This is a genomic window from Pseudomonas sp. 30_B (assembly GCF_017491605.1).
Taxonomy (GTDB): Bacteria; Pseudomonadota; Gammaproteobacteria; order Pseudomonadales; family Pseudomonadaceae; genus Pseudomonas.
Window position 1 is genome coordinate 20,290 of the sequence record NZ_JAFGYY010000035.1, and the last position, 18,864, is coordinate 39,153.

The 18,864-nt window shown below is 66.0% G+C and carries 13 protein-coding genes and 2 pseudogenes; 3 read left to right on the forward strand and 12 right to left on the reverse strand.

Annotated elements, in window-relative coordinates; genetic code table 11:
- Window positions 1-271: 271 nt before the first annotated feature.
- The 9 genes from J5M67_RS25310 to gbcA form a co-directional block, all read right to left on the reverse strand.
- On the reverse strand, window positions 272-568 hold the full coding sequence (locus tag J5M67_RS25310) for a cell division protein ZapA (protein WP_207888176.1): 297 nt from the start codon (window positions 566-568) through the stop codon (window positions 272-274).
- Window positions 565-795, reverse strand: a complete 231-nt coding sequence (locus J5M67_RS25315) for a hypothetical protein (protein WP_207888177.1) — start codon at window positions 793-795, stop codon at window positions 565-567. The genes J5M67_RS25310 and J5M67_RS25315 overlap by 4 nt, the downstream gene beginning before the upstream one ends.
- 273 nt (window positions 796-1,068) lie before the next feature.
- Entirely contained in the window at window positions 1,069-1,845 is a 777-nt protein-coding gene (locus J5M67_RS25320) for an electron transfer flavoprotein subunit beta (protein ID WP_207888178.1), read from the reverse strand.
- Between the two features lie 162 nt (window positions 1,846-2,007).
- Window positions 2,008-3,240, reverse strand: coding sequence for an electron transfer flavoprotein subunit alpha/FixB family protein (locus tag J5M67_RS25325; protein ID WP_207888179.1), 1,233 nt, complete (start codon window positions 3,238-3,240; stop codon window positions 2,008-2,010).
- Window positions 3,241-3,370: 130 nt separating this feature from the next.
- Window positions 3,371-5,338: a dimethylglycine demethylation protein DgcB gene (dgcB, locus tag J5M67_RS25330; RefSeq protein WP_207888180.1), complete on the reverse strand. Its 1,968-nt coding sequence runs from the start codon at window positions 5,336-5,338 to the stop codon at window positions 3,371-3,373.
- Between the two features lie 170 nt (window positions 5,339-5,508).
- Window positions 5,509-7,569, reverse strand: coding sequence for a dimethylglycine demethylation protein DgcA (gene dgcA, locus J5M67_RS25335; RefSeq protein ID WP_207888181.1), 2,061 nt, complete (start codon window positions 7,567-7,569; stop codon window positions 5,509-5,511).
- A gap of 86 nt (window positions 7,570-7,655) precedes the next feature.
- Window positions 7,656-8,186 (reverse strand): DUF5943 domain-containing protein, encoded by a 531-nt coding sequence (locus J5M67_RS25340; protein ID WP_207888182.1) that lies wholly within the window; start codon window positions 8,184-8,186, stop codon window positions 7,656-7,658.
- 125 nt (window positions 8,187-8,311) lie between these two features.
- A complete protein-coding gene (locus J5M67_RS25345) occupies window positions 8,312-9,289 on the reverse strand; it encodes a dipeptidase (protein WP_207888183.1) in 978 nt (325 codons plus the stop codon).
- Window positions 9,290-9,846: 557 nt separating this feature from the next.
- The gene (gbcA, locus tag J5M67_RS25350) at window positions 9,847-11,136 is read right to left on the reverse strand and encodes a glycine-betaine demethylase subunit GbcA (protein ID WP_207888184.1); all 1,290 of its coding nucleotides are present in this window, start codon (window positions 11,134-11,136) and stop codon (window positions 9,847-9,849) included.
- Window positions 11,137-11,562: 426 nt separating this feature from the next.
- On the opposite strand from gbcA, the gene gbcB reads away from it, so the two are divergent.
- Window positions 11,563-12,666, forward strand: a complete 1,104-nt coding sequence (gbcB, locus tag J5M67_RS25355; protein WP_207888185.1) for a glycine-betaine demethylase subunit GbcB — start codon at window positions 11,563-11,565, stop codon at window positions 12,664-12,666.
- Between the two features lie 235 nt (window positions 12,667-12,901).
- On the opposite strand, the gene fusA is transcribed toward gbcB, so the two are convergent.
- Window positions 12,902-14,950, reverse strand: a complete 2,049-nt coding sequence (gene fusA / locus J5M67_RS25360) for an elongation factor G (protein WP_207888186.1) — start codon at window positions 14,948-14,950, stop codon at window positions 12,902-12,904.
- A gap of 926 nt (window positions 14,951-15,876) precedes the next feature.
- On the opposite strand from fusA, the pseudogene J5M67_RS25365 reads away from it, so the two are divergent.
- Window positions 15,877-16,194: pseudogene (locus J5M67_RS25365) on the forward strand (heavy metal-binding domain-containing protein).
- Window positions 16,195-16,423: 229 nt separating this feature from the next.
- Here J5M67_RS25365 and J5M67_RS25370 read toward each other — a convergent pair.
- Window positions 16,424-17,470, reverse strand: a complete 1,047-nt coding sequence (locus J5M67_RS25370; protein ID WP_207888187.1) for a low specificity L-threonine aldolase — start codon at window positions 17,468-17,470, stop codon at window positions 16,424-16,426.
- Window positions 17,471-17,580: 110 nt separating this feature from the next.
- The gene (locus tag J5M67_RS25375) at window positions 17,581-18,258 is read right to left on the reverse strand and encodes a hypothetical protein (RefSeq protein WP_207888188.1); all 678 of its coding nucleotides are present in this window, start codon (window positions 18,256-18,258) and stop codon (window positions 17,581-17,583) included.
- Between the two features lie 419 nt (window positions 18,259-18,677).
- On the opposite strand from J5M67_RS25375, the pseudogene glyA reads away from it, so the two are divergent.
- Window positions 18,678-18,864: pseudogene (gene glyA, locus J5M67_RS25380) on the forward strand (serine hydroxymethyltransferase); the annotation flags it as partial.

Here is an 18,864-nt window from a genome sequence, read left to right on the forward strand (position 1 = left end):
CGAAAAGCATTGCGGACGGATGGCTCTACGCTTGGGTCGGCCCTCACCCTAACCCTCTCCCAGGGGGAGAGGGGACCGTTCGGCGCAGGATGAAACCATGGCGTCAGCCCGCACGGCCTGCCCCCTCTCCCTGAGGGAGAGGGTTGGGGTGAGGGGGAAGCGCAGGCACGGATTTACCTGGGATAAGAAGGACGCTCTAAGCAGCACCAGCTTTTGTAGGAGCGGACTCCGTCCGCGATCGGCATGACCTGCAAAATGGGTCGCGCCGAGATCAATCCTGCCGCTGCAGGTGATCGAGAATCCGGCGGTTGAGGGCGGCGATACGCTCCACGGCGTCCGCATCGTCACGCTCCCGGACCTCTTCGCCAAGCTGGCGGGCGCAGAGGTTGAGCGCGGAGAGCACCATCAGTTCATTGCTGGTGACGTAGGGGAATTTCTTCTTGCTGGCGGCGATTTCCGCCTGCAACAGCGCGGCCGCGTCCTGCAGCCGGCGCTCTTCACCGGCCGGCGCACGGACGCTGTATTCGCGTCCGAGAATGCGCAGGACGCGGACGCCGTCGCCACTCATGCGTGGGCGCGGCTGTCGCTGACGCGGCGGATCAGCGCCTGCAGGCGGGTGGCGGTCGCGTTGTGCTTCTCTTCCTGCTCCATCAGGGACAGCTGCAGGCTGTCGTTTTCCTCACGGGCCTTGAGCAGCTCTTCACGCACCTGGGCGTTGTCCTGCACCAGCACTTCGTTCTGCTGCAGCAGTTCGGCGACCAGCTGTTCAAGTTGTTCGAGGGTGGAATCGAGCATGGGAGCCTCCGCAAAGCCTTTCAAAGGGTGCGGAGGATAAAGAAAGGGGCGACGCGGGGCCAGCGAAAACGGCAATCTTCGGATAAGCCGTATGCTGTCAATTCAATGGCTTACGGAAGCTTTTTCGTGTTGTTTCAACACCTTGTCGCGCCATCGCCGATTTTGACCGGAAATAGGCGGACAAGGTTCACGCGGGCGGAGGGGCAGCAACCTGTAGGAGCGGGCCATGCCCGCGATTCGCGCCCATGGGGCGCTCCTACAGGGGAGGCCGAATTACACGCGGATCACGCCCTCTTCGCGCAACAGCTTGAAGATCGCCTCGGCGCCCGCTTCGGGGGTGACGTCCTTGAGCACCTGCCCGGTGCCGCCGGAAGCCTTGGCCGTGGCCGCCTTCATCCGCTCGGCACCGGTCTTGGCCTTGATCACCTTCAGACGCTTGGGACGCGAGCGCGCCGGTTGCAGGTTGCCCTCGGCGAGCAGCGGATCGACCACCACTTCCACCTCGGACGCTTCCAGATAGCCACGACGGGCCGGGCCGAAGGCGCTTTGCCGGGCGACCGGGGCGGCGTTGTCGACGCTGGCGACGAAGGGCAGGCGCACTTTAAGCCGGCGACGCTGGCCACGGGGTAGTGCCTGGAGTACCTGGGCGCTGCCGTTCTCCACCTTTTCCACTTCCGCGAGGCCCACCACCAGCGGCCAGCCGAGGCGCTCGGCGAGCAGGAAGGGCAGCATGCCGGAGCCTTCGCCGGTTTCCGCCTGGGTGCCGGTGAGTACCAGTTGCGCGTCGCTGTCGGCCAGGTAGGCGGCCAGCGGCGGCAGGGCGTCGGCGCCGGCGGGTTGTTCCAGCACCGCCAGCTCGTCCAGGCCCATGCCCAGGTAGCCGCGCAGCGCTTCTTCCTCGGCATTGCCGGCGTGCACCACGCGCAGGCGCTTGCCGGCCAGGCGCAGGCCGAGCTCCACCGCGCGGGCGTCCTGCTCGGCACGACGCGCGCGGCCCGAGGCCGGGTGCGCTCCGATGGAGACCAGGGTGACGATGTTCAGGTCGTTCATAACGCAACCTCGAAGAGCGAGTGGCGCAGCGCGTCACTCACGGGAAGATGGTCCAGGGCGAGAGCACCCTCACCCCGGCCCTCTCCCATGGGGAGAGGGAGAAGCCCAGCCGATCGCGCGGTGTGGCGGCCAAACAGATGCAGCCCCGCGCACCAGAGACCTTTAAGCCGCATCACGCGCCGCTCCGTTGCGATGGGCCTCGGCCAGCGCGATCAGCGCCTTGAGGATCGCGGTGGAATCGCCGATCACCGATAGGTCGGCGCGTTTGATCATGTCGCAGCCCGGGTCCATGTTGATCGCCACCACCTTGTCGCAGGAGCCGATGCCCTGCAGGTGCTGGATCGCCCCGGAGATGCCCACCGCGAGGTAGACCCGCGCGGTAACCCAGGTACCGGTGGCGCCGACCTGGCGCGCACGCGGCATGTGGCCGTCGTCCACCGCCACGCGGGACGCGCCTTCGGTGGCGCCGAGGGCCACGGCGGCGGCATGGAACAGGTCCCAGTCCTTGATGCCGTTGCCACCGGAGAGAATGAACTCCGCCTCGGCCATGGGAATCTGCGCCGGGTCCACGGCCACCGGGCCGAGGTCCTCGATACGCGGCAGATTGCGCGCGACGTTGTTGTCCAGCTCGACGGCGCGGGCTTCGTGACGGGTCTCGCTGACCGGCTCGGCGCACTCGGCGGCGGCCAGGATCAGACGCGGCAGGTCGCGGTGCAGGTCCTGCTGGCCGGCGCCGGCGCGGCCGACGCAGCGCTCGCCTTCAGCCTGCCAGACGCGGGTCGCCGGGCGCTCGCCCAGGCTTGCCGCCAGGCGCCGACCGAGTTCGCCGCCACCGGTGCGGCTGTCGGGCAGCAGCCAGTGACGCGGCGCAAACTGGCTGTTCGCCGAGCGCAGCGCCAGCACCCGTTGTTCCGGGGCGTAGCCGTCGTATTCGTTGCCTTCGATCTGCAGCAGGCGGTCGACGCCGGCGGTATCGAAGGCGGTTTCCTTGTGTTCGCCGAAGACCACGACCAGCACCGCGCCGTCGCTGCCGGCGAGCTTGCGGGCCAGGCCCAGCAGGTCGCGGTCGTGGCTGGAAAGGCGGCCGCCGACCATGTCCGGCACCACGGCAATCAGGAAGGCCGGTTGCTCGATCGTCACCAGCGGCAGCTGCACCACTTCCGGCGCGCTGCTGCGCTTGCCGCCGGTGCCCTGCTGGCCACCGGAGCGGTCGATGCGCTTGATGCCGTTGGGGCCGATGAAGCCGACCGCGTGGGGATTCTTGCGAATCACCCCGTTGGGGCCCATCCAGCGGGTCTCGCCGCCCTGGGCGGACTGCATGGCCGCGTGCAGCGGATGCAGACGGTTGCGGGCGATCCACTCGGCGCGGGGATCGCGGCGGATGATGTCGCTCATGACTGGACCTCCAGCGCGAAGGTGCTTTTCGTAGGAGCGAGCTCGCTCGCGAACGGATCAGCATCGAAGTTTGGGCGGTTCGCGAGCAAGCTCGCTCCTACAGGTTCAATTCCGCAGGGGCGGGTATCCATCAATGCACCTCCGCCATTTCGTCACGCTTGGCCAGCGACGGCTTTTTTGCCGCCACCTCGGTGGCCTCGATGAGGACCTCGGCGACCAGTTCGGCAATGTCCTTGATCTCCGGACGCGGGGCGACCACACCTTCGAGCATCGCGGTGCACTGCGGGCAGCCCACGGCCACCAGCTCGGCGCCGGTCTGCTTGATGTCGACCATGCGCATGTCGGGAATCCGCTGCTTGCCGGGGATGTCGGTGATCGGCGCGCCGCCGCCACCGCCGCAGCAGCGCGAGCGGAAGCCGGAGCGTTCCATTTCCTTGACCTCGATGCCGATGGCCTTGAGCACGTTGCGCGGCGCTTCGTACTCGCCGTTGTAGCGGCCGAGGTAGCACGGGTCGTGGTAGGTCACGCTGTCGGCCTTGCTTTGGCCGAGGTTCAGCGCGCCCTTCTGCACCAGTTCGTCGATGAAGGTGGTGTGGTGCAGTACCTGGTAGTTGCCGCCAAGGGCGCCGTACTCGTTCTTCAGCACGTGGAAGCTGTGCGGGTCGCAGCTGACGATGCGCTTGAAGCGGTACTTGGACAGCGTAGCGATGTTGCGCTTGGCCAGGGTCTGGAAGGTGGCCTCGTCGCCCAGGCGGCGAGCCACGTCACCGCTGTCGCGTTCTTCCAGGCCGAGCACGGCGAAGTCGACGTTGGCGGCTTTCAGGATCTTCACGAAGGACCGCAGAGTGCGCTGGTTGCGCATGTCGAAGGCACCGTCGCCGACCCAGAACAGCACGTCGGCCTGCTGCTTGTCGCTCATCAGCGGCAGGTTCAGGTCCGCCGCCCAGTTCAGGCGACCGCCGGGAGCGAAGCCGCCAGGGTTGTCGGTGGCGATCAGGTTTTCCAGCACCTCGGCGCCCTTGTTCGGGGTCGCGCCCTTTTCCAGGGTGAGATGGCGGCGCATGTCGACGATGGCGTCGACGTGCTCGATCATCATCGGGCACTCCTCGACGCAGGCACGGCAGGTGGTGCAGGACCACAGGGTCTCGGCGTCCACCAGGGCCTTGCCGTCCAGCGCGACGATCGGCTGGTGCGGGCCGCCACTGTGCTCGCCCAGCGGTTTGCCCGGATACGGGCTGCCGGCGAAGTTGGCGTCGTTACCACCGGCCAGGCCGATGACCATGTCCTGGATCAGCTTCTTCGGGTTCAGCGGCTGGCCGGCGGCGAAGGCCGGGCACATGGCCTCGCACTTGCCGCACTGCACGCAGGCGTCGAAGCCGAGCAGCTGGTTCCAGGTGAAGTCGGTGGGCTTTTCCACGCCCAGCGGCGCCATGGGGTCGGCCAGGTCCAGCGGCTTCAGGCCGGTGGAACGACCGCCACCGAAGCGCTCGGCGCGGCGGTGCCAGGCCAGGTGCAGGGCGCCGGCGAAGGCGTGCTTCATCGGGCCGCCCCAGGTCATGCCGAAGAACAGCTCGGACACGCCCCAGGCCACGCCGACGGCGAGGATGGCAGCGAGGAACCAGCCGCCGAAGCCTTCCGGCAGGATGCCGGCCACCGGCAGGGTGGCGATGAAGAAGCTCGCCGAGAACATCAGCAGGCTTTTCGGCAGGCGCATCCACGGGCCTTTCGACAGGCGCGACGGCGGGTCGAGGCGGCGCTTGGCGACGAACAGCGCGCCACAGAACATCAGCGCGGTGGCGGCCAGCAGGGCGAAGCCAAGGATGCGGCTGTGCAGGCCGAAGCCGTGCACCAGGATGGCCAGCAGCGCGGCGGCGACGAAGCCGCCAGCGGTGGCCACGTGGGTCTTGGACATGTACTTGTCGCGCTCGACCACATGGTGCAGGTCCACCAGGTAGCGGCGCGGCATTTTCAGCAGGCCGCCGATCCAGTCGACCTGGGCGGGCCGGCCACGGCGCCACATCGCGAAGCGCTTCACGGCGCCCAGCACGGCAAGGCCGAGGGCGCTGAAGAGCAGGATGGGGAGGATGATGTTGAGCATTTCTGGTCTCCCTACGGGACCTCAAGCGGCAACGGACGAGCCCCCTCGGGGAGTGGATGAGAGTGTCACCGGCCACGCCTCGGCGCCGCCCGCTCCACCCTCACCCCCCGCCCTCTCCCGCCAGCGGGAGAGGGAGCCGTCCGTGCCAGCCGGACATCACGAGGCGTGTCTTAGAAGTCCTTGCACAGACGCAGTGCGTCATAGATCGCGGCGTGGGTGTTGCGCTGGGCCACGCAGTCGCCGATGCGGAACAGCAGGTAGCCGTCACCCGGTTCGGACAGGCACGGCTGCGGCTTGATCGCGAACAGCGCCTCGACGTCGATCTGGCCCTTGTTGCGCGAGCCCTGCTTGAGCGCGTAGTACAGGCTCTCGTCCGGGCGCACGCCGTTCTCCACGACGATCTGGTCGACCACCCGCTCTTCTTTGGCGCCGGTGTATTCGTTTTCCAGCACCGCCACCAGCTTGTCGCCCTCGCGGTAGACCTTCTCCAGCATCAGGTCCCCGGTCATGATCACTTCCTTGGGGTACATGCTGCGGTAGTAGGTCGGGAAGGTGGTGCCGCCGATGGCCACGCCCGGCTTGATGTCGTCGGTGACGATCTCGACCTGGGCGCCCTTGTCGGCGAGGAAGTCGGCGACCGACATGCCGCTGAACTCGCAGATGGTGTCGTAGACCAGCACGTTCTTGCCCGGCGCGACCTTGCCGTCGAGGATGTCCCAGCTGCTGACCACCAGCCCTTCGGCGGCGCCCCAGTGCTCGTTCTGTTCCAGGAACGGATGGCCGCCGTTGGCCAGCACCACCACGTCGGGGCGCAGGTCCAGGATGGTGTCGGCGTCCGCGCCGGTGCCCAGGCGCAGGTCGACGTTCAGGCGTGCCAGCTCCAGCTGGTACCAGCGGGTGATACCGGCGATCTGGTCGCGCTGCGGGGCTTTCGAGGCGGTGGTGATCTGTCCGCCCAGTTGGTCCTTCTTCTCGAACAGGGTCACGTCGTGGCCACGTTCGGCGGCGACGCGCGCCGCTTCCATGCCGGCCGGGCCACCACCGACGACGACGACCTTGCGCTTCACGCCGGTGGTCTTCTCGATGATGTGCGGTACGCCCATGTATTCACGGGAAGTCGCGGCGTTCTGGATGCAGAGCACGTCCAGGCCCTGGTACTGGCGGTCGATGCAGTAGTTGGCGCCGACGCACTGCTTGATCTGGTCGACCTGGCCCATCTTGATCTTGGCGATCAGGTGCGGGTCGGCGATGTGCGCGCGGGTCATGCCGACCATGTCCACGTAGCCGCCTTCGAGGATGCGGGTGGCCTGGTTCGGGTCCTTGATGTTCTGCGCGTGCAGCACCGGTACGTTGACCACTTCCTTGATGCCGGCCGCCAGGTGCAGGAAGGGCTCCGGCGGGTAGGTCATGTTCGGAATGACGTTGGCCAGGGTGTTGTGGGTGTCGCAACCCGAGCCGACCACGCCGATGAAGTCGATCATGCCGGTGTCGCTGTAGTACTTGGCGATCTGCTTCATGTCGTCATGGGTCAGACCGTCCGGGTGGAACTCGTCGCCGCAGATACGCATGCCGACGCAGAAGTCGTCGCCGACTTCCTTGCGCACGGCCTTGAGCACTTCCAGGCCGAACTTCATGCGGCCTTCGAAGGTGCCGCCCCACTCGTCGGTACGCTTGTTGACGCGCGGGCTCCAGAACTGGTCGATCATGTGCTGGTGCACGGCGGACAGCTCGACGCCGTCCAGGCCGCCTTCCTTCGCCCGGCGTGCCGCCTGGGCGTAGTTGCCGATCACGCGCCAGATCTCTTCCGGCTCGATGGTCTTGCAGGTGGCGCGGTGCACGGGCTCACGGATGCCCGACGGCGACATCAGGGTCGGCCAGTTGAAGCCGTCCCAGCGCGAGCGGCGGCCCATGTGGGTAATCTGGATCATGATCTTGGCCCCATGCTTGTGCATGGCGTCGGCCAGGTTCTGGAAGTGCGGGATGATGCGGTCGGTGGACAGGTTCACCGAGCTCCACCACTCCTGCGGGCTGTCGATGGCAACCACGGAGGAACCGCCGCAGATGGCCAGGCCGATGCCGCCCTTGGCCTTCTCCTCGTAGTACTTCACGTAGCGCTCGGTGGTCATCCCGCCGTCGGTGGCGTAGACCTCGGCGTGGGCGGTGGAGAGTACGCGGTTGCGGATGGTCAGCTTGCCGATCTGGATCGGCTGGAACATTGCCTCGAAAGCCATTGCGGCATCCTCACGGAATCAGAGGTTTCTTGTTGTGGTGGCGGCCCGTTCGGGCCGCTTCGGCCGGTTCTTGTCAGCGGGCGGGATCAGAGCGGCTTGACGACGAACAGACCGTCGTCATGACCTTCCTCGGAGCCGCTGTAGACCTGCTCGGCGACGGTGCGGAGCTTGCTGCCGCGCGCCTGGAGGATCTGGTCCATGGCACCGGCGAACCAGCCGGTGAACATGTAGTCGACCTTGCGATTGACCTTGCCGTACACGTAGACGAAGGCGGAGTGCTTCAGGCGAACCTCGGCAGTGCCCTTGTCCAGGTCGATGCTCTCGATCTGGAACAGGCCCCAGCCGCGCTGGGACAGGCGCTTCATGTAGTGCTCGAAGACGGCGACGCCTTCCAGGCCATGGCACTCGGCTTCCTTCTCGCACCAGTGCCAGGCGGACTTGTAGCCGGCCTTGTAGAGGATTTCGGCATAGCGCTCGGCGCCCAGCTCTTCCTCGATGCCCATGTGGTTGTTGACGAAGAAGTGACGCGGCACATAGAGCATCGGCAGGGCGTCGGTAGTCCAGACGCCGGTTTCGCTGTCGACTTCGATGGGCAGTTCGGGGGCGTGTTTGGCCATGGTGGTAGAGCTCCGATTCTTTTGGCTCCCTCTCCCTTGGGGAGAGGGTTGGGGTGAGGGGTATGACGGGTGAGCGCAGCAGCCCTCACCCCGGCCCTCTCCCAAAGGGAGAGGGGGAAAGCGACTTACTCGCCCCAGACGTCGGCGAGAATACGAACCCAGTTCTCGCCCATGACCTTGCGCACCACGCGCTCAGGCATGCCGCGCTTGAGCAGGGTCTCGGTGAGGTTGGGGAACTCGCCCACGGTGCGGATGCCCAGCGGGTTGACGATCTTGCCGAAGCTGGTCAGGCGGCGGGCGTAACCCTTGTCGTGGGTCAGCCACTCGAAGAAGTCCTGGCCGTGGCCCTGGGTGAAGTCGGTGCCGATGCCGATGGCGTCTTCGCCGACGATGTTCATCACGTACTCGATGGCCTCGGCGTAGTCGTCGATGGTCGAGTCGATGCCCTTGGCGAGGAAGGGCGCGAACATGGTCACGCCGACGAAGCCGCCGTGGTCGGCGATGAACTTCAGTTCCTCGTCGGACTTGTTGCGCGGGTGCTCTTTGAGGCCCGACGGCAGGCAGTGGGAGTAGCAGACCGGCTTCTTGGATTCGAGGATGACTTCCTCGGAGGTCTTGGAACCGACGTGGGACAGGTCGCACATGATGCCGACGCGGTTCATCTCCGCGACGATCTCGCGACCGAAGCCGGAGAGGCCGCCGTCGCGCTCGTAGCAGCCGGTACCGACCAGGTTCTGGGTGTTGTAGCACATCTGCACGATGCCCACGCCCAGCTGCTTGAACACCTCGACGTAGCCGATCTGGTCCTCGAACGCATGGGCGTTCTGGAAGCCGAAGAGGATGCCGGTCTTGCCCTGTTCCTTGGCCTTGCGGATGTCGGCGGTGGTGCGCACCGGGATCACCAGGTCGCTGTTCTCGCGGATCAGCTTGTTGCTCGCGGCGATGTTGTTCACCGTGGCCTGGAAGCCTTCCCACACCGAGACGGTGCAGTTGGCAGCGGTCAGGCCGCCCTTGCGCATGTCTTCGAACAGCTCGCGGTTCCACTTGGCGATGATCAGGCCATCGATGACGATGCTGTCGGCGTGAATTTCGGCTGGGCTCATCTTGGTGTCTCTCTAGTCAGGCAAGGCTTGTCAGGCTTGGTACGCCGGGACTTGTGCCGACGCTTTGAGGCAGGATATCCCTGGCACCGGAGGGGACCCGGTTCGAAAACGACCAGGGTCGTACCGAAAGCGTCAACCTGGCGACATGGGCGACAGCGTTTGCGTCGTATAGGGAAAGGTTGGGGCTGGAGGCGAGGATTCACGGGGAGGCCGGACACTCCTTGCAGGAGCGAGCTTGCTCGCGAACGAGCTTCGGCACGGAATACGGAGGGGGTATTGAGAGTGCCTCTCTCCGAAAGGAAAGGGATAGGGAGATGCGGCGATGCCAAGCCCGGAGCGCAGGACGGTTCGCGAGCAAGCTCGCTCCTACCAGAAGCCCGCCAGCCGGCTATCAGGGAGTGGAACGGAGCGCTTTATTCAGCGCTTGCGCCAGCAGGCAAAGATATTCCACGCCACCAGGCCGGTGACGAAGGCGGAGCTGCTATAGAAGAGCATGGCGTCCACGTGGAATCCTCCGAAAACGACGGCGCCCCGCAAGGGGGCGCCGGTTGGTGCGGTTACTCGCCAGCGACCAGGCGAGCGTGAGCGGACTCCTCGCCCAGGTTGTTGAGCATGCGCTCGCTGTACCAGTCGAGGAAGTTGATCACGCCGAACTCGTAGGTCTTGGAGTACGGGCCCGGCTGGTAGGCGGTGGAGTTGATGCCACGCTGGTTCTCTTCGGCCAGGCGGCGGTCCTGGTCGTTGGTGGCGTCCCAGACTTCGCGCAGGCGCGCCACGTCGTAGTCCTCGCCTTCCACCGCGTCCTTGTGCACCAGCCACTTGGTGGTGACCACCGATTCCTGCGCGCTGATCGGCCACACGGTGAAGACGATCATGTGGTCGCCCATGCAGTGGTTCCAGGCATGCGGCAGGTGCAGGATGCGCATGGAGCCCAGGTCCGGGTTCTTGATGCGACCCATCAGTTTCTTGCTGCCCGGCTTGCCGTCCATGGTCATGGACACGGTGCCGTCGAGCAGCGGCATGCGCACGATGCGGTTGCGCAGGCCGAAGCTGGCGTGGGCGTACGGAATCTTCTCCTCGTCCCAGGCCTTGGTGCAGGCGGCGACCTGATCCTTGAACGCCTGGCTGGCGCGCGGGTCGGTGACGTCGTCCCACTCCAGCAGGGTTTTCAGCAGCTCCGGGTGCGAACCGTTGCAGTGGTAGCACTCGCGGTTGTTCTCGATCACCAGCTTCCAGTTGGCCTTCTCGCGAAGGGTGGTCTGCACGGCGACCTTGGCGTTCTCCATGTCGTACGGCTCCATGTAGTGCTCGAGCGTACGCAGGAAGTCGTCGATGGCCGGCGGGTTCTCGGCCAGGGAGATGAAGATGTAGCCACCGGCGGTCTTCACGTTCACCGGTTTCAGGCTGTAGTCCTTCATGTCGAAGTCGGCGCCCATCTCGGTGCCGGCGAACAGCAGGCGGCCGTCCAGCTCGTAGGTCCACTGGTGGTACGGGCAGACCAGCTTGGCGACCTTGCCCTTGTCGCTGACGCACAGGCGCGAACCACGGTGGCGGCAGACGTTGTGGAAGGCATGGATCTTACCTTCGGCGCCGCGCAGCACGATGATCGGGTTGTCGCCGATCTGCAGGGTCAAGAAATTGCCCTTGGCCGGGATCTCGCAGGTCATGCCGGCGATCAGCCACTCCTTGTGGAAGATCTCCTGCATGTCGATCTGGAACAGGCGCTCGTCGTTATAGAAGGGCTGCGGCAGCGAGAAGCTGTGGTCGCGGGTCTGCAGCATCTCGACGGTGGCCTTGCGGGCCGGTTCCAGCGGATCGCCCAGACTCAGCTTGGTGGTGACGTCCATCGGTAAGTCCTCATGCCGCAGCCCTGGGCTGCCGGCGGAAATTAAGTGGCTGATACGGTGTGCCACGCAGGGCAGTGGCGACAGGTGTCAGGCGCGCCGAGAGCGCCTTGGCCCATCGTCCTCATACAACCGTGAAGGGTTGCTCGGCTGAGGCTGAGTGTGGGGCCGCGCCCCGGAATGACCCTTATCCATGGGCGACACGACCGCATCCGTTTCCGACGCGCAGGCCCGCACGCCAGGCGGCAGGTCGCGATAAGCATGCAAATGTCGCTGGCAGGTAAATGGGCGCGACGGCCCATGTACACAATCGGCTCCATCAGGCATGCCGAAAGGCCCGTGCTTCAGCAGTCGCCCACCGGCGACGCGCACCGGCCCCGGCGCTGCCCCTACAAGGCCGACGACGGCCCGCGTGCGCGGAGAGACAGCATGTCGACGAACAACTTCCTCAATCCGGTGAATACCCAGACCTGGGCCAACGGCCGCCACCTGGTGCGCTGCGTCAAGGCCATCCAGGAAACCTGGGATGTGCGCACCTTCTGCTTCGCGGCCGACCAGCCGCTGATGTTCTTCTTCAAGCCCGGCCAGTTCGTCACCCTGGAGCTGGAGATCGACGGCGTGCCGATCATGCGCTCCTACACCATCTCCAGCTCACCCTCGGTGCCCTACAGCTTCTCCATCACCATCAAGCGCGTGCCGGGCGGCAAGGTCTCCAACTGGCTGCACGACAACCTCAAGGAAGGCGACGTGCTGCCGGTGCACGGCCCGGTGGGCAACTTCAACGCCATCGACTTCCAGGCCGACAAGGTGCTCTACCTGTCCGGCGGCGTCGGCATCACCCCGGTGATGTCCATGGCGCGCTGGTTCTTCGACACCAACGGCAACGTCGACATGATCTTCGTGCACAGCGCCCGTACGCCGAAGGACATCATCTATCACCGCGAGCTCGACCACATGGCCTCGCGGATCAACAACTTCAAGCTGCACCTGATCTGCGAGAAGTACGAGATCGGCGAGACCTGGGCCGGTTACCGCGGCTACCTGAACAAGGCGATGCTGCACCTGATCGCCCCGGACTTCCTCGAACGCGAGATCTTCTGCTGCGGCCCGACGCCCTACATGCACGCGGTCAAGCGCCTGCTCGAAGCCGAGGGCTTCGACATGTCGCGCTACCACGAGGAAGCCTTCGGCCCGACCCCGCCGGAAGTCCGCGCGGAAGTGAAGGAACTCGCCGCCGAAGCCGCCGAGGCGGCGGAAGTGCCGGCCGCCGACCTGCACCAGGTGGACTTCTGCGAAACCGGCAAGAGCATCCGCGTGGCGCCGGGCGAGACCGTCCACGCCGCCGCTGCCAAGCTCGGCCTGCACATTCCCAAGGCCTGCGGCATGGGCATCTGCGGCACCTGCAAGGTGATGAAGCGCTCCGGCGAAGTGGACATGGAGCACAACGGCGGCATCACCGACGAAGACGTGGCCGAAGGCTACATCCTGTCGTGCTGCAGCGTGCCCAAGGGCGACGTGGTGATCGAATACTGATCACAGCCTACCCCCACCCGCCCCACACGTTACCCACCGAGTTATCCACAGGCTGAAGGTGTCCCGGCGCAAGGCCGGAGACACCTCTGGCCGGCCCCGCTGGCCATACCGATCCCGCCTGCAACCCGCATGCCACTTGACTTCGATACCCCGCCGGGATGCGAACGGAACGGGCGCGCGACAGCGCAGCCGGGGCGGTTTTCACGCCCCGGCTGCGACGATTATCCACATTCGCTCAGTCGTCTTCCGGTACTGCCTTGTAGCTACTGGACAGGCGCTGCTGCACGTCCTGCGGCACCGCGCTGTAGTGGCTGGGCGAGAGGTCGTAGAGCCCCTGGCCGGCGGTGATCGACTTGAGCCGGTTGGCGTAGCCCTCCATCTCCGCCAACGGCACCTGGCCACGGACCAGCGCGACATGGGCCGAGAGCGACTCGGTACCCATCACCTGGCCACGCCGTCCCGTCAGGTCGGCGGTGATGTCGCCCAGGCGCGCGTCCGGCGCGGTCACCTCGATGTTCACCACCGGTTCCAGGACGATCCCGCCGGCGTTGCGCAACGCATCGAACATCGCCTTGCGCCCGGCGGCCTGGAAGGCGATGTCCTTGGAATCCACCGAGTGGCTCTTGCCGTCGTAGACGGTGACCCTGACGTCGGCCACCGGGAAGCCTGCCAGCGGTCCCGCCGCCAGCGCCGAGCGCACGCCCTTCTCCACCGAGGGAATGAACTGGCCGGGAATCACCCCGCCCTTCACCGCATCGATGAACTCGAAGCCGCCGCCACGGGGCAACGGTTCCACCCGCAGGAACACCTCGCCGAACTGGCCGGCGCCGCCGGTCTGCTTCTTGTGCCGGCTGTGCCCTTCCGCCATGCGCGTGGCGGTTTCCCGGTAGGGCACGCTGGGTGCGCGGGTCTGCACGTCAACCTTGTACTGACCGGCCATGCGTTCGAGCAGGTAGCGCAGGTGCAGCTCGCCCATGCCGCGCAGCACGGTTTCCTGGGTGGAGGCGTTGTAGTCCAGGCGCACGCAGGGGTCCTCGGCCTGCAGACGCTGGAGAATCTCCGCCAGGCGCTGCTCGTCGCCCCGGCGGCTGGCCTCGATCGCCAGGCCCTGCATCGGCGTGGGGAAATTCAGCGGCTTGAGGCGGATATGGTCCTCGTCGTGGGAGTCGTGCAGCACCACGCCGTACTCCAGCTCGTCGACCTTGCTCAGGGCGCCGAAGTCGCCAGGGATCAGGTACGGCACCTCCTCATGCTTCTTGCCCTGCAGACGCAGCAGGTGGCCGACCTTGAACGCCTTGCGGCCATCACCGGCGAACAACTGCATGTCCCGCTGCAGCGTGCCCTGGTGCACGCGGAACACCGCCAGGCGGCCGACGAAGGGGTCGATCACCACCTTGAACACATGGGCCAGGACATGGCCCTTGGGGTCCGGCGAAGAATGGAAGTCCTCGACGTCGCCGCTGTCGTCGGTACGCACGAACAGCGGCGGGTTGCCCTCGGCGGGATTGGGCGCCAGCCGCGCCAGCACATTGAGCAGTTCCGCAATCCCGGCACCGGTCCGCGCCGAGACGAAGCACAGCGGAATCAGGTGACCCTCGCGCAGCGCCCGCTCGAAGGGTTCGTGCAGGGCCTCGGGCGCCACCTCGCCCTCCTCCAGGTAATGCGCCATCAGCGCCTCGTCGACTTCCACCACCTGGTCCACCAGCGCCTGGTGCGCCTCGGCCACGGAGGAGAAATCGGCGTCGCCGTCGGGCTCGAAGAAGCAGTCCACAACCCGCGTGCCACCCTCGGCGGGCAGGTTCAGGGGCAGCACTTCCTTGCCGAACGCCTCGCGCAAATCCGCCAGCAAGCCCGGCAGGTCGACACGCTCGGCATCGATCTTGTTCACCACCAGCATCCGGCACAGGCCGCGCTCGCCGGCCCAGTCCATCATCCGCCGGGTGGTCAGCTCGACGCCGTTCTGCGCGTTCACCACCACCAGCGCCGTCTCCACCGCCGCCAGCGCGGGCAGCGCATGGCCGATGAAGTCGGGATAGCCGGGGGTGTCGATGAGGCGGACGTGCGCGCCTTCGTGCTCGAAATGCACCAGGGCGGCGGAGAGCGAGTGATGGTAATCGCGCTCCATGGGGTCGGAGTCGCAGGCGGTGTCACCGCGCTCCAGCGAGCCCATGCTGGTGATCGCGCCGCTGCCCTGCAGCAGCGCTTCGGCGAGCAGCGTCTTGCCGCTGTCGCCATGGCCGACCAGGGCGACCGTGCGGATCTGTTCCACCGAGTAACTGGACATGCTGATCTCCCGCCCCCAGGGTTCCTGCCTCGCAGTCCATGGATTATAGGCAGTCACCTCCGGCGCCCATGGACGAAAATTGATCAGCCCGGCGCAGCCCAGCAGCCACGGCGGCTACAGCGATCCATCCACAACCGGTCCACACCTTCCCGGCAGAACGCTGCACAGCCAATGTGGAAAACATCCCGCGAAAATCGCCGGAAGCCAGAATCCATCGGACTTCCAGCGATTGATCAAAAAACGACCTGACGGAGCAAGTCCACGCCTGGCAAGGCCCCCAGCGATCTGGGTACAGGTTGTCCACACCTTCTGCGAGATTCGCCCCACAGGCATTGTGGAAAGTTTCACGCAGGCCCCGCCGCTGGGGAAAAGTACCTGTGGATCAGTCAGTTGCGCCGATGGCTGTTCGTTCTTTGATCAAGACCGCGCAGCTCTTGCAGCATGCGGTGCCGGCGATGTTTTCCACAGGCGACTCACAAGAGGGTCAACACAAACCGGGGATAGCGGTGGAAACTTCGTACACAGAATTTTCGCGGGAATCGATACACAGGCCTGCAAGTGGCTGAAAAGGTTAACGTGATCAAAAAACAACCAGCTTTCACAAAGCCACGTGGCATCGGCCTCGCAGACGGCCGCCAACAGATTTTCCACAGGTTGGACAAGCGTGCCTCCACAGCGGCTGTGGAGATCTGCACAACCCCACCCTGTTGCGCTGAAGGCCGCGAATTACGGGGCTTCCATGAAAAATACCAACCCGCCTTCGCGGTTCATGAAAGCGCCACGAGGCGGTCATTCTCCACGCGATTATCCACAGCTTTATCACAAGGCTGCCCCCAGATTTCCGGCAAATGCTGAAACACAGCCGACGCGGTCTTCGGGAGGACGCGGGGCTATGCTGGATTTCCCCAACACGAGGAGCCATTCCCATGATCCTGACCACCACACCCACCATCGAGGGCAAGACCATCCAGGAATACCGCGGCATCGTGGTTGGCGAGGCCATCCTCGGCGCCAACGTGTTCCGCGACCTGTTCGCCGGCCTGCGCGACATCATCGGCGGCCGTTCCGGTGCGTACGAGAAGGAGCTGGGGCGAGCGCGGGAGATTGCCTTCGAGGAGTTGCAGGAGCGCGCGCAGGAGCTGGGCGCCAACGCGGTGGTCGGCATCGACCTGGATTAAGAGGTGGTGGGGCAGAACGGCAGCATGCTGATGGTCAGCGTGAGCGGAACGGCGGTGCGCATCTGACAGCGCCTAACTGTAGGAGCGAGCTTGCTCGCGAACATCCGTCGGTTCGCTTCACATCGGGGAAGTCAGGCAGAGTGCGGTTCGCGAGCAAGCTCGCTCCTACAGAAAAGCCTTCCTGATCAAGGTGTGATCAGTCCGACGCAGGCCGCGCCATCCGTGGCCTGCGCGCATTCATCCACAGGTTGGCGACAGCTTGCGCAAACAACCGTCCCCAGCGCCTGGGGACAACTCAGGCGGCGCCCATCACGCGACGGATGTCGGCGGCCAGCGCCTCGACACGGGCGATCTCGGTATCCCACGAGCACATGAACCGCGCGCCGCCGGCACCGATGAAGGTATAGAAGCGCCAGCCCAGCTGACGCAGGGCTTCCAGCGCCGGCTCGGACATTTGCAGGAACACCCCGTTGGCCTCCACCGGGAACATCAGGCTGACGCCGGGCACGTCCGCCACCCGTTCGGCCAGCAGGCGCGCGCACTGGTTGGCGTGGCTGGCGTAGTGCAGCCAGGCGCCGTCCTGCAGCACGCCCACCCAGGGCGCGGCGAGGAAGCGCATCTTCGAGGCCAGTTGGCCGGCCTGCTTGCAGCGGTAGTCGAAGCCTTCGGCCAGTTCGCGGTTGAAGAACAGGATGGCTTCGCCCACCGCCATGCCGTTCTTGGTGCCGCCGAAGCACAGCACCTCGACGCCGGACTTCCAGGTCAGCTCCGCCGGGGTCGCGCCCAGCGAGGCGCAGGCGTTGGAGAAACGCGCGCCGTCCATGTGCAGGTGCAGCCCCAGCTCGCGGCAGGTGGCGCTGAGCGCCTGCAGCTCGTCCGGGCGGTAGACGGTGCCGACCTCGGTGGCCTGGGTGATGGTGACCACGCGGGCCTTGGGATAGTGGATGTCCTGGCGCTTGAGGGCGATCTCGCGGATCGCCTCGGAGGTCAGCTTGCCCTCGGCGTCGGTGCGCGCCAGCAGCAGCTTGGAGCCGTTGGAGAAGAACTCCGGCGCGCCGCACTCGTCGGTCTCGACGTGGGCGGTCTCGGCGCAGATTACGCTGTGGTAGCTCTGGCACAGCGATGCCAGTGCCAGGGAGTTGGCCGCCGTGCCGTTGAAGGCGAAGAACACTTCGCAGTCGGTCTCGAACAGCTCGCGGAAGTAGTCGGAAGCGCGGGCGGTCCACTGGTCGTCGCCGTAGGCGCGCTCGTGGCCGCGGTTGGCCTCGGCCATGGCGGCCCAGGCTTCGGGGCAGATGCCGGAATAGTTGTCGCTGGCGAACTGTTGGGTGTTGTCGGTCATGGGGCGGCCTCGAAAAACGTTGTACGTCTGACAGCAGCGTAGCAACGGATAGTCGCTCGCCGCCGGAGGGGGGCGCGAGGCCTCTCCGTATAGAGAGGCCGTGCGGTGGATCAGGGCAGCTTGGTCAGTGCCATCTGTTCGGAGATGGGCACGAACAGTTCGCGCAGGGACTGGGCGGTGCCGCCGTTGGGCTTGTCCGGCGAGGTCATGTTGAGCACGTAGCGCCCCTTGATCAGGCCGGTGAGGGTCGCCTCGCCGGTCTTGTCGTCCGGCGCCGGCACGCTGATCGCCAGCGGGTCGCCCATGCGGGTGCTGTCGATCACCGGCAGGTACTGCTCGCCGCCGAACTGCGCGGCGGTGCCGTTCTGCAGCGCGGCCTGGCGCGTCTGGTTGAGCAGCGAGACGTTCTTGGCGGTGGTGTCGCGCAGCTTGGCCTGGGCGGCCAGGTACTGCTTGGCGGCTTCGCCCTGCTGGTCGGCGCCCGGCGCCGGCATGCCGGTGTCGGTCAGGGTCACGACCAGGTGCTGGCTGCCGTCGACCTTGCCGTAGACGATGGTGGCGTCGTCGTAGCCGCACTCGCGGGAGAGGTAGGGGTAGCCGTAGATGGCCTTGGTCGGCGGCAGCGCCTTTTCCAGCGCATGGCCGGTGCAGCTGTCGCCGGCCGGCGCGGCAGCGGCGGTGCTGGCGGCTTCGGGGGCCTGGGCCTTGGCGGGTTTGCTGTCATCACCACAGCCTTGCAGGGTCGCGGCGACCAGCAGGGCGGAAAGCAGGGTCAGGGAACGGTTCATGGCGTCCTCGCATTTCGGAGAGCCGCAGTTTAGTCCCTTGTCCGGGCGGTTCCTATCGGCAGCTTCATTGCGGGGGTTTGCAGTCCTGCCTGCCGGTCGCCTCGCCATCGAACAGCCGCGACATGCCCCAGGCCGACACCTGGGTCAGCAGCAGGGCAGAACGACACAGGTAGAAAGAAGCGCTTCATCCCGCAGGTCGCGCCGTCCTGACGCGGGCATGTCGCATTCTGACCAGCCGCAGCGGGCAATTCCACGCGCCCGGTCGCTTTTGCGCCATTCGCGCCATGTCGCAAACGCACCTAGCCGTGGCGTACATAGGCATCTGAGTCGGCAGGGCCAGTCATACCATCGCAGACAAGGGGGCCACTCGGCCCCGCACCAGCCATTGGCGCGCGTCCCGCGCCGCAGGGAGACCAGCGATGTTCAGCAAGCACGACCAGATCCAGGGCTATGACGACGAACTGCTCGCGGCGATGGATGCCGAGGAGGCCCGCCAGGAAGACCACCTCGAGCTGATCGCCTCGGAGAACTACACCAGCAAGCGCGTCATGCAGGCCCAGGGCAGCGGGCTGACCAACAAGTACGCCGAAGGCTATCCGGGCAAGC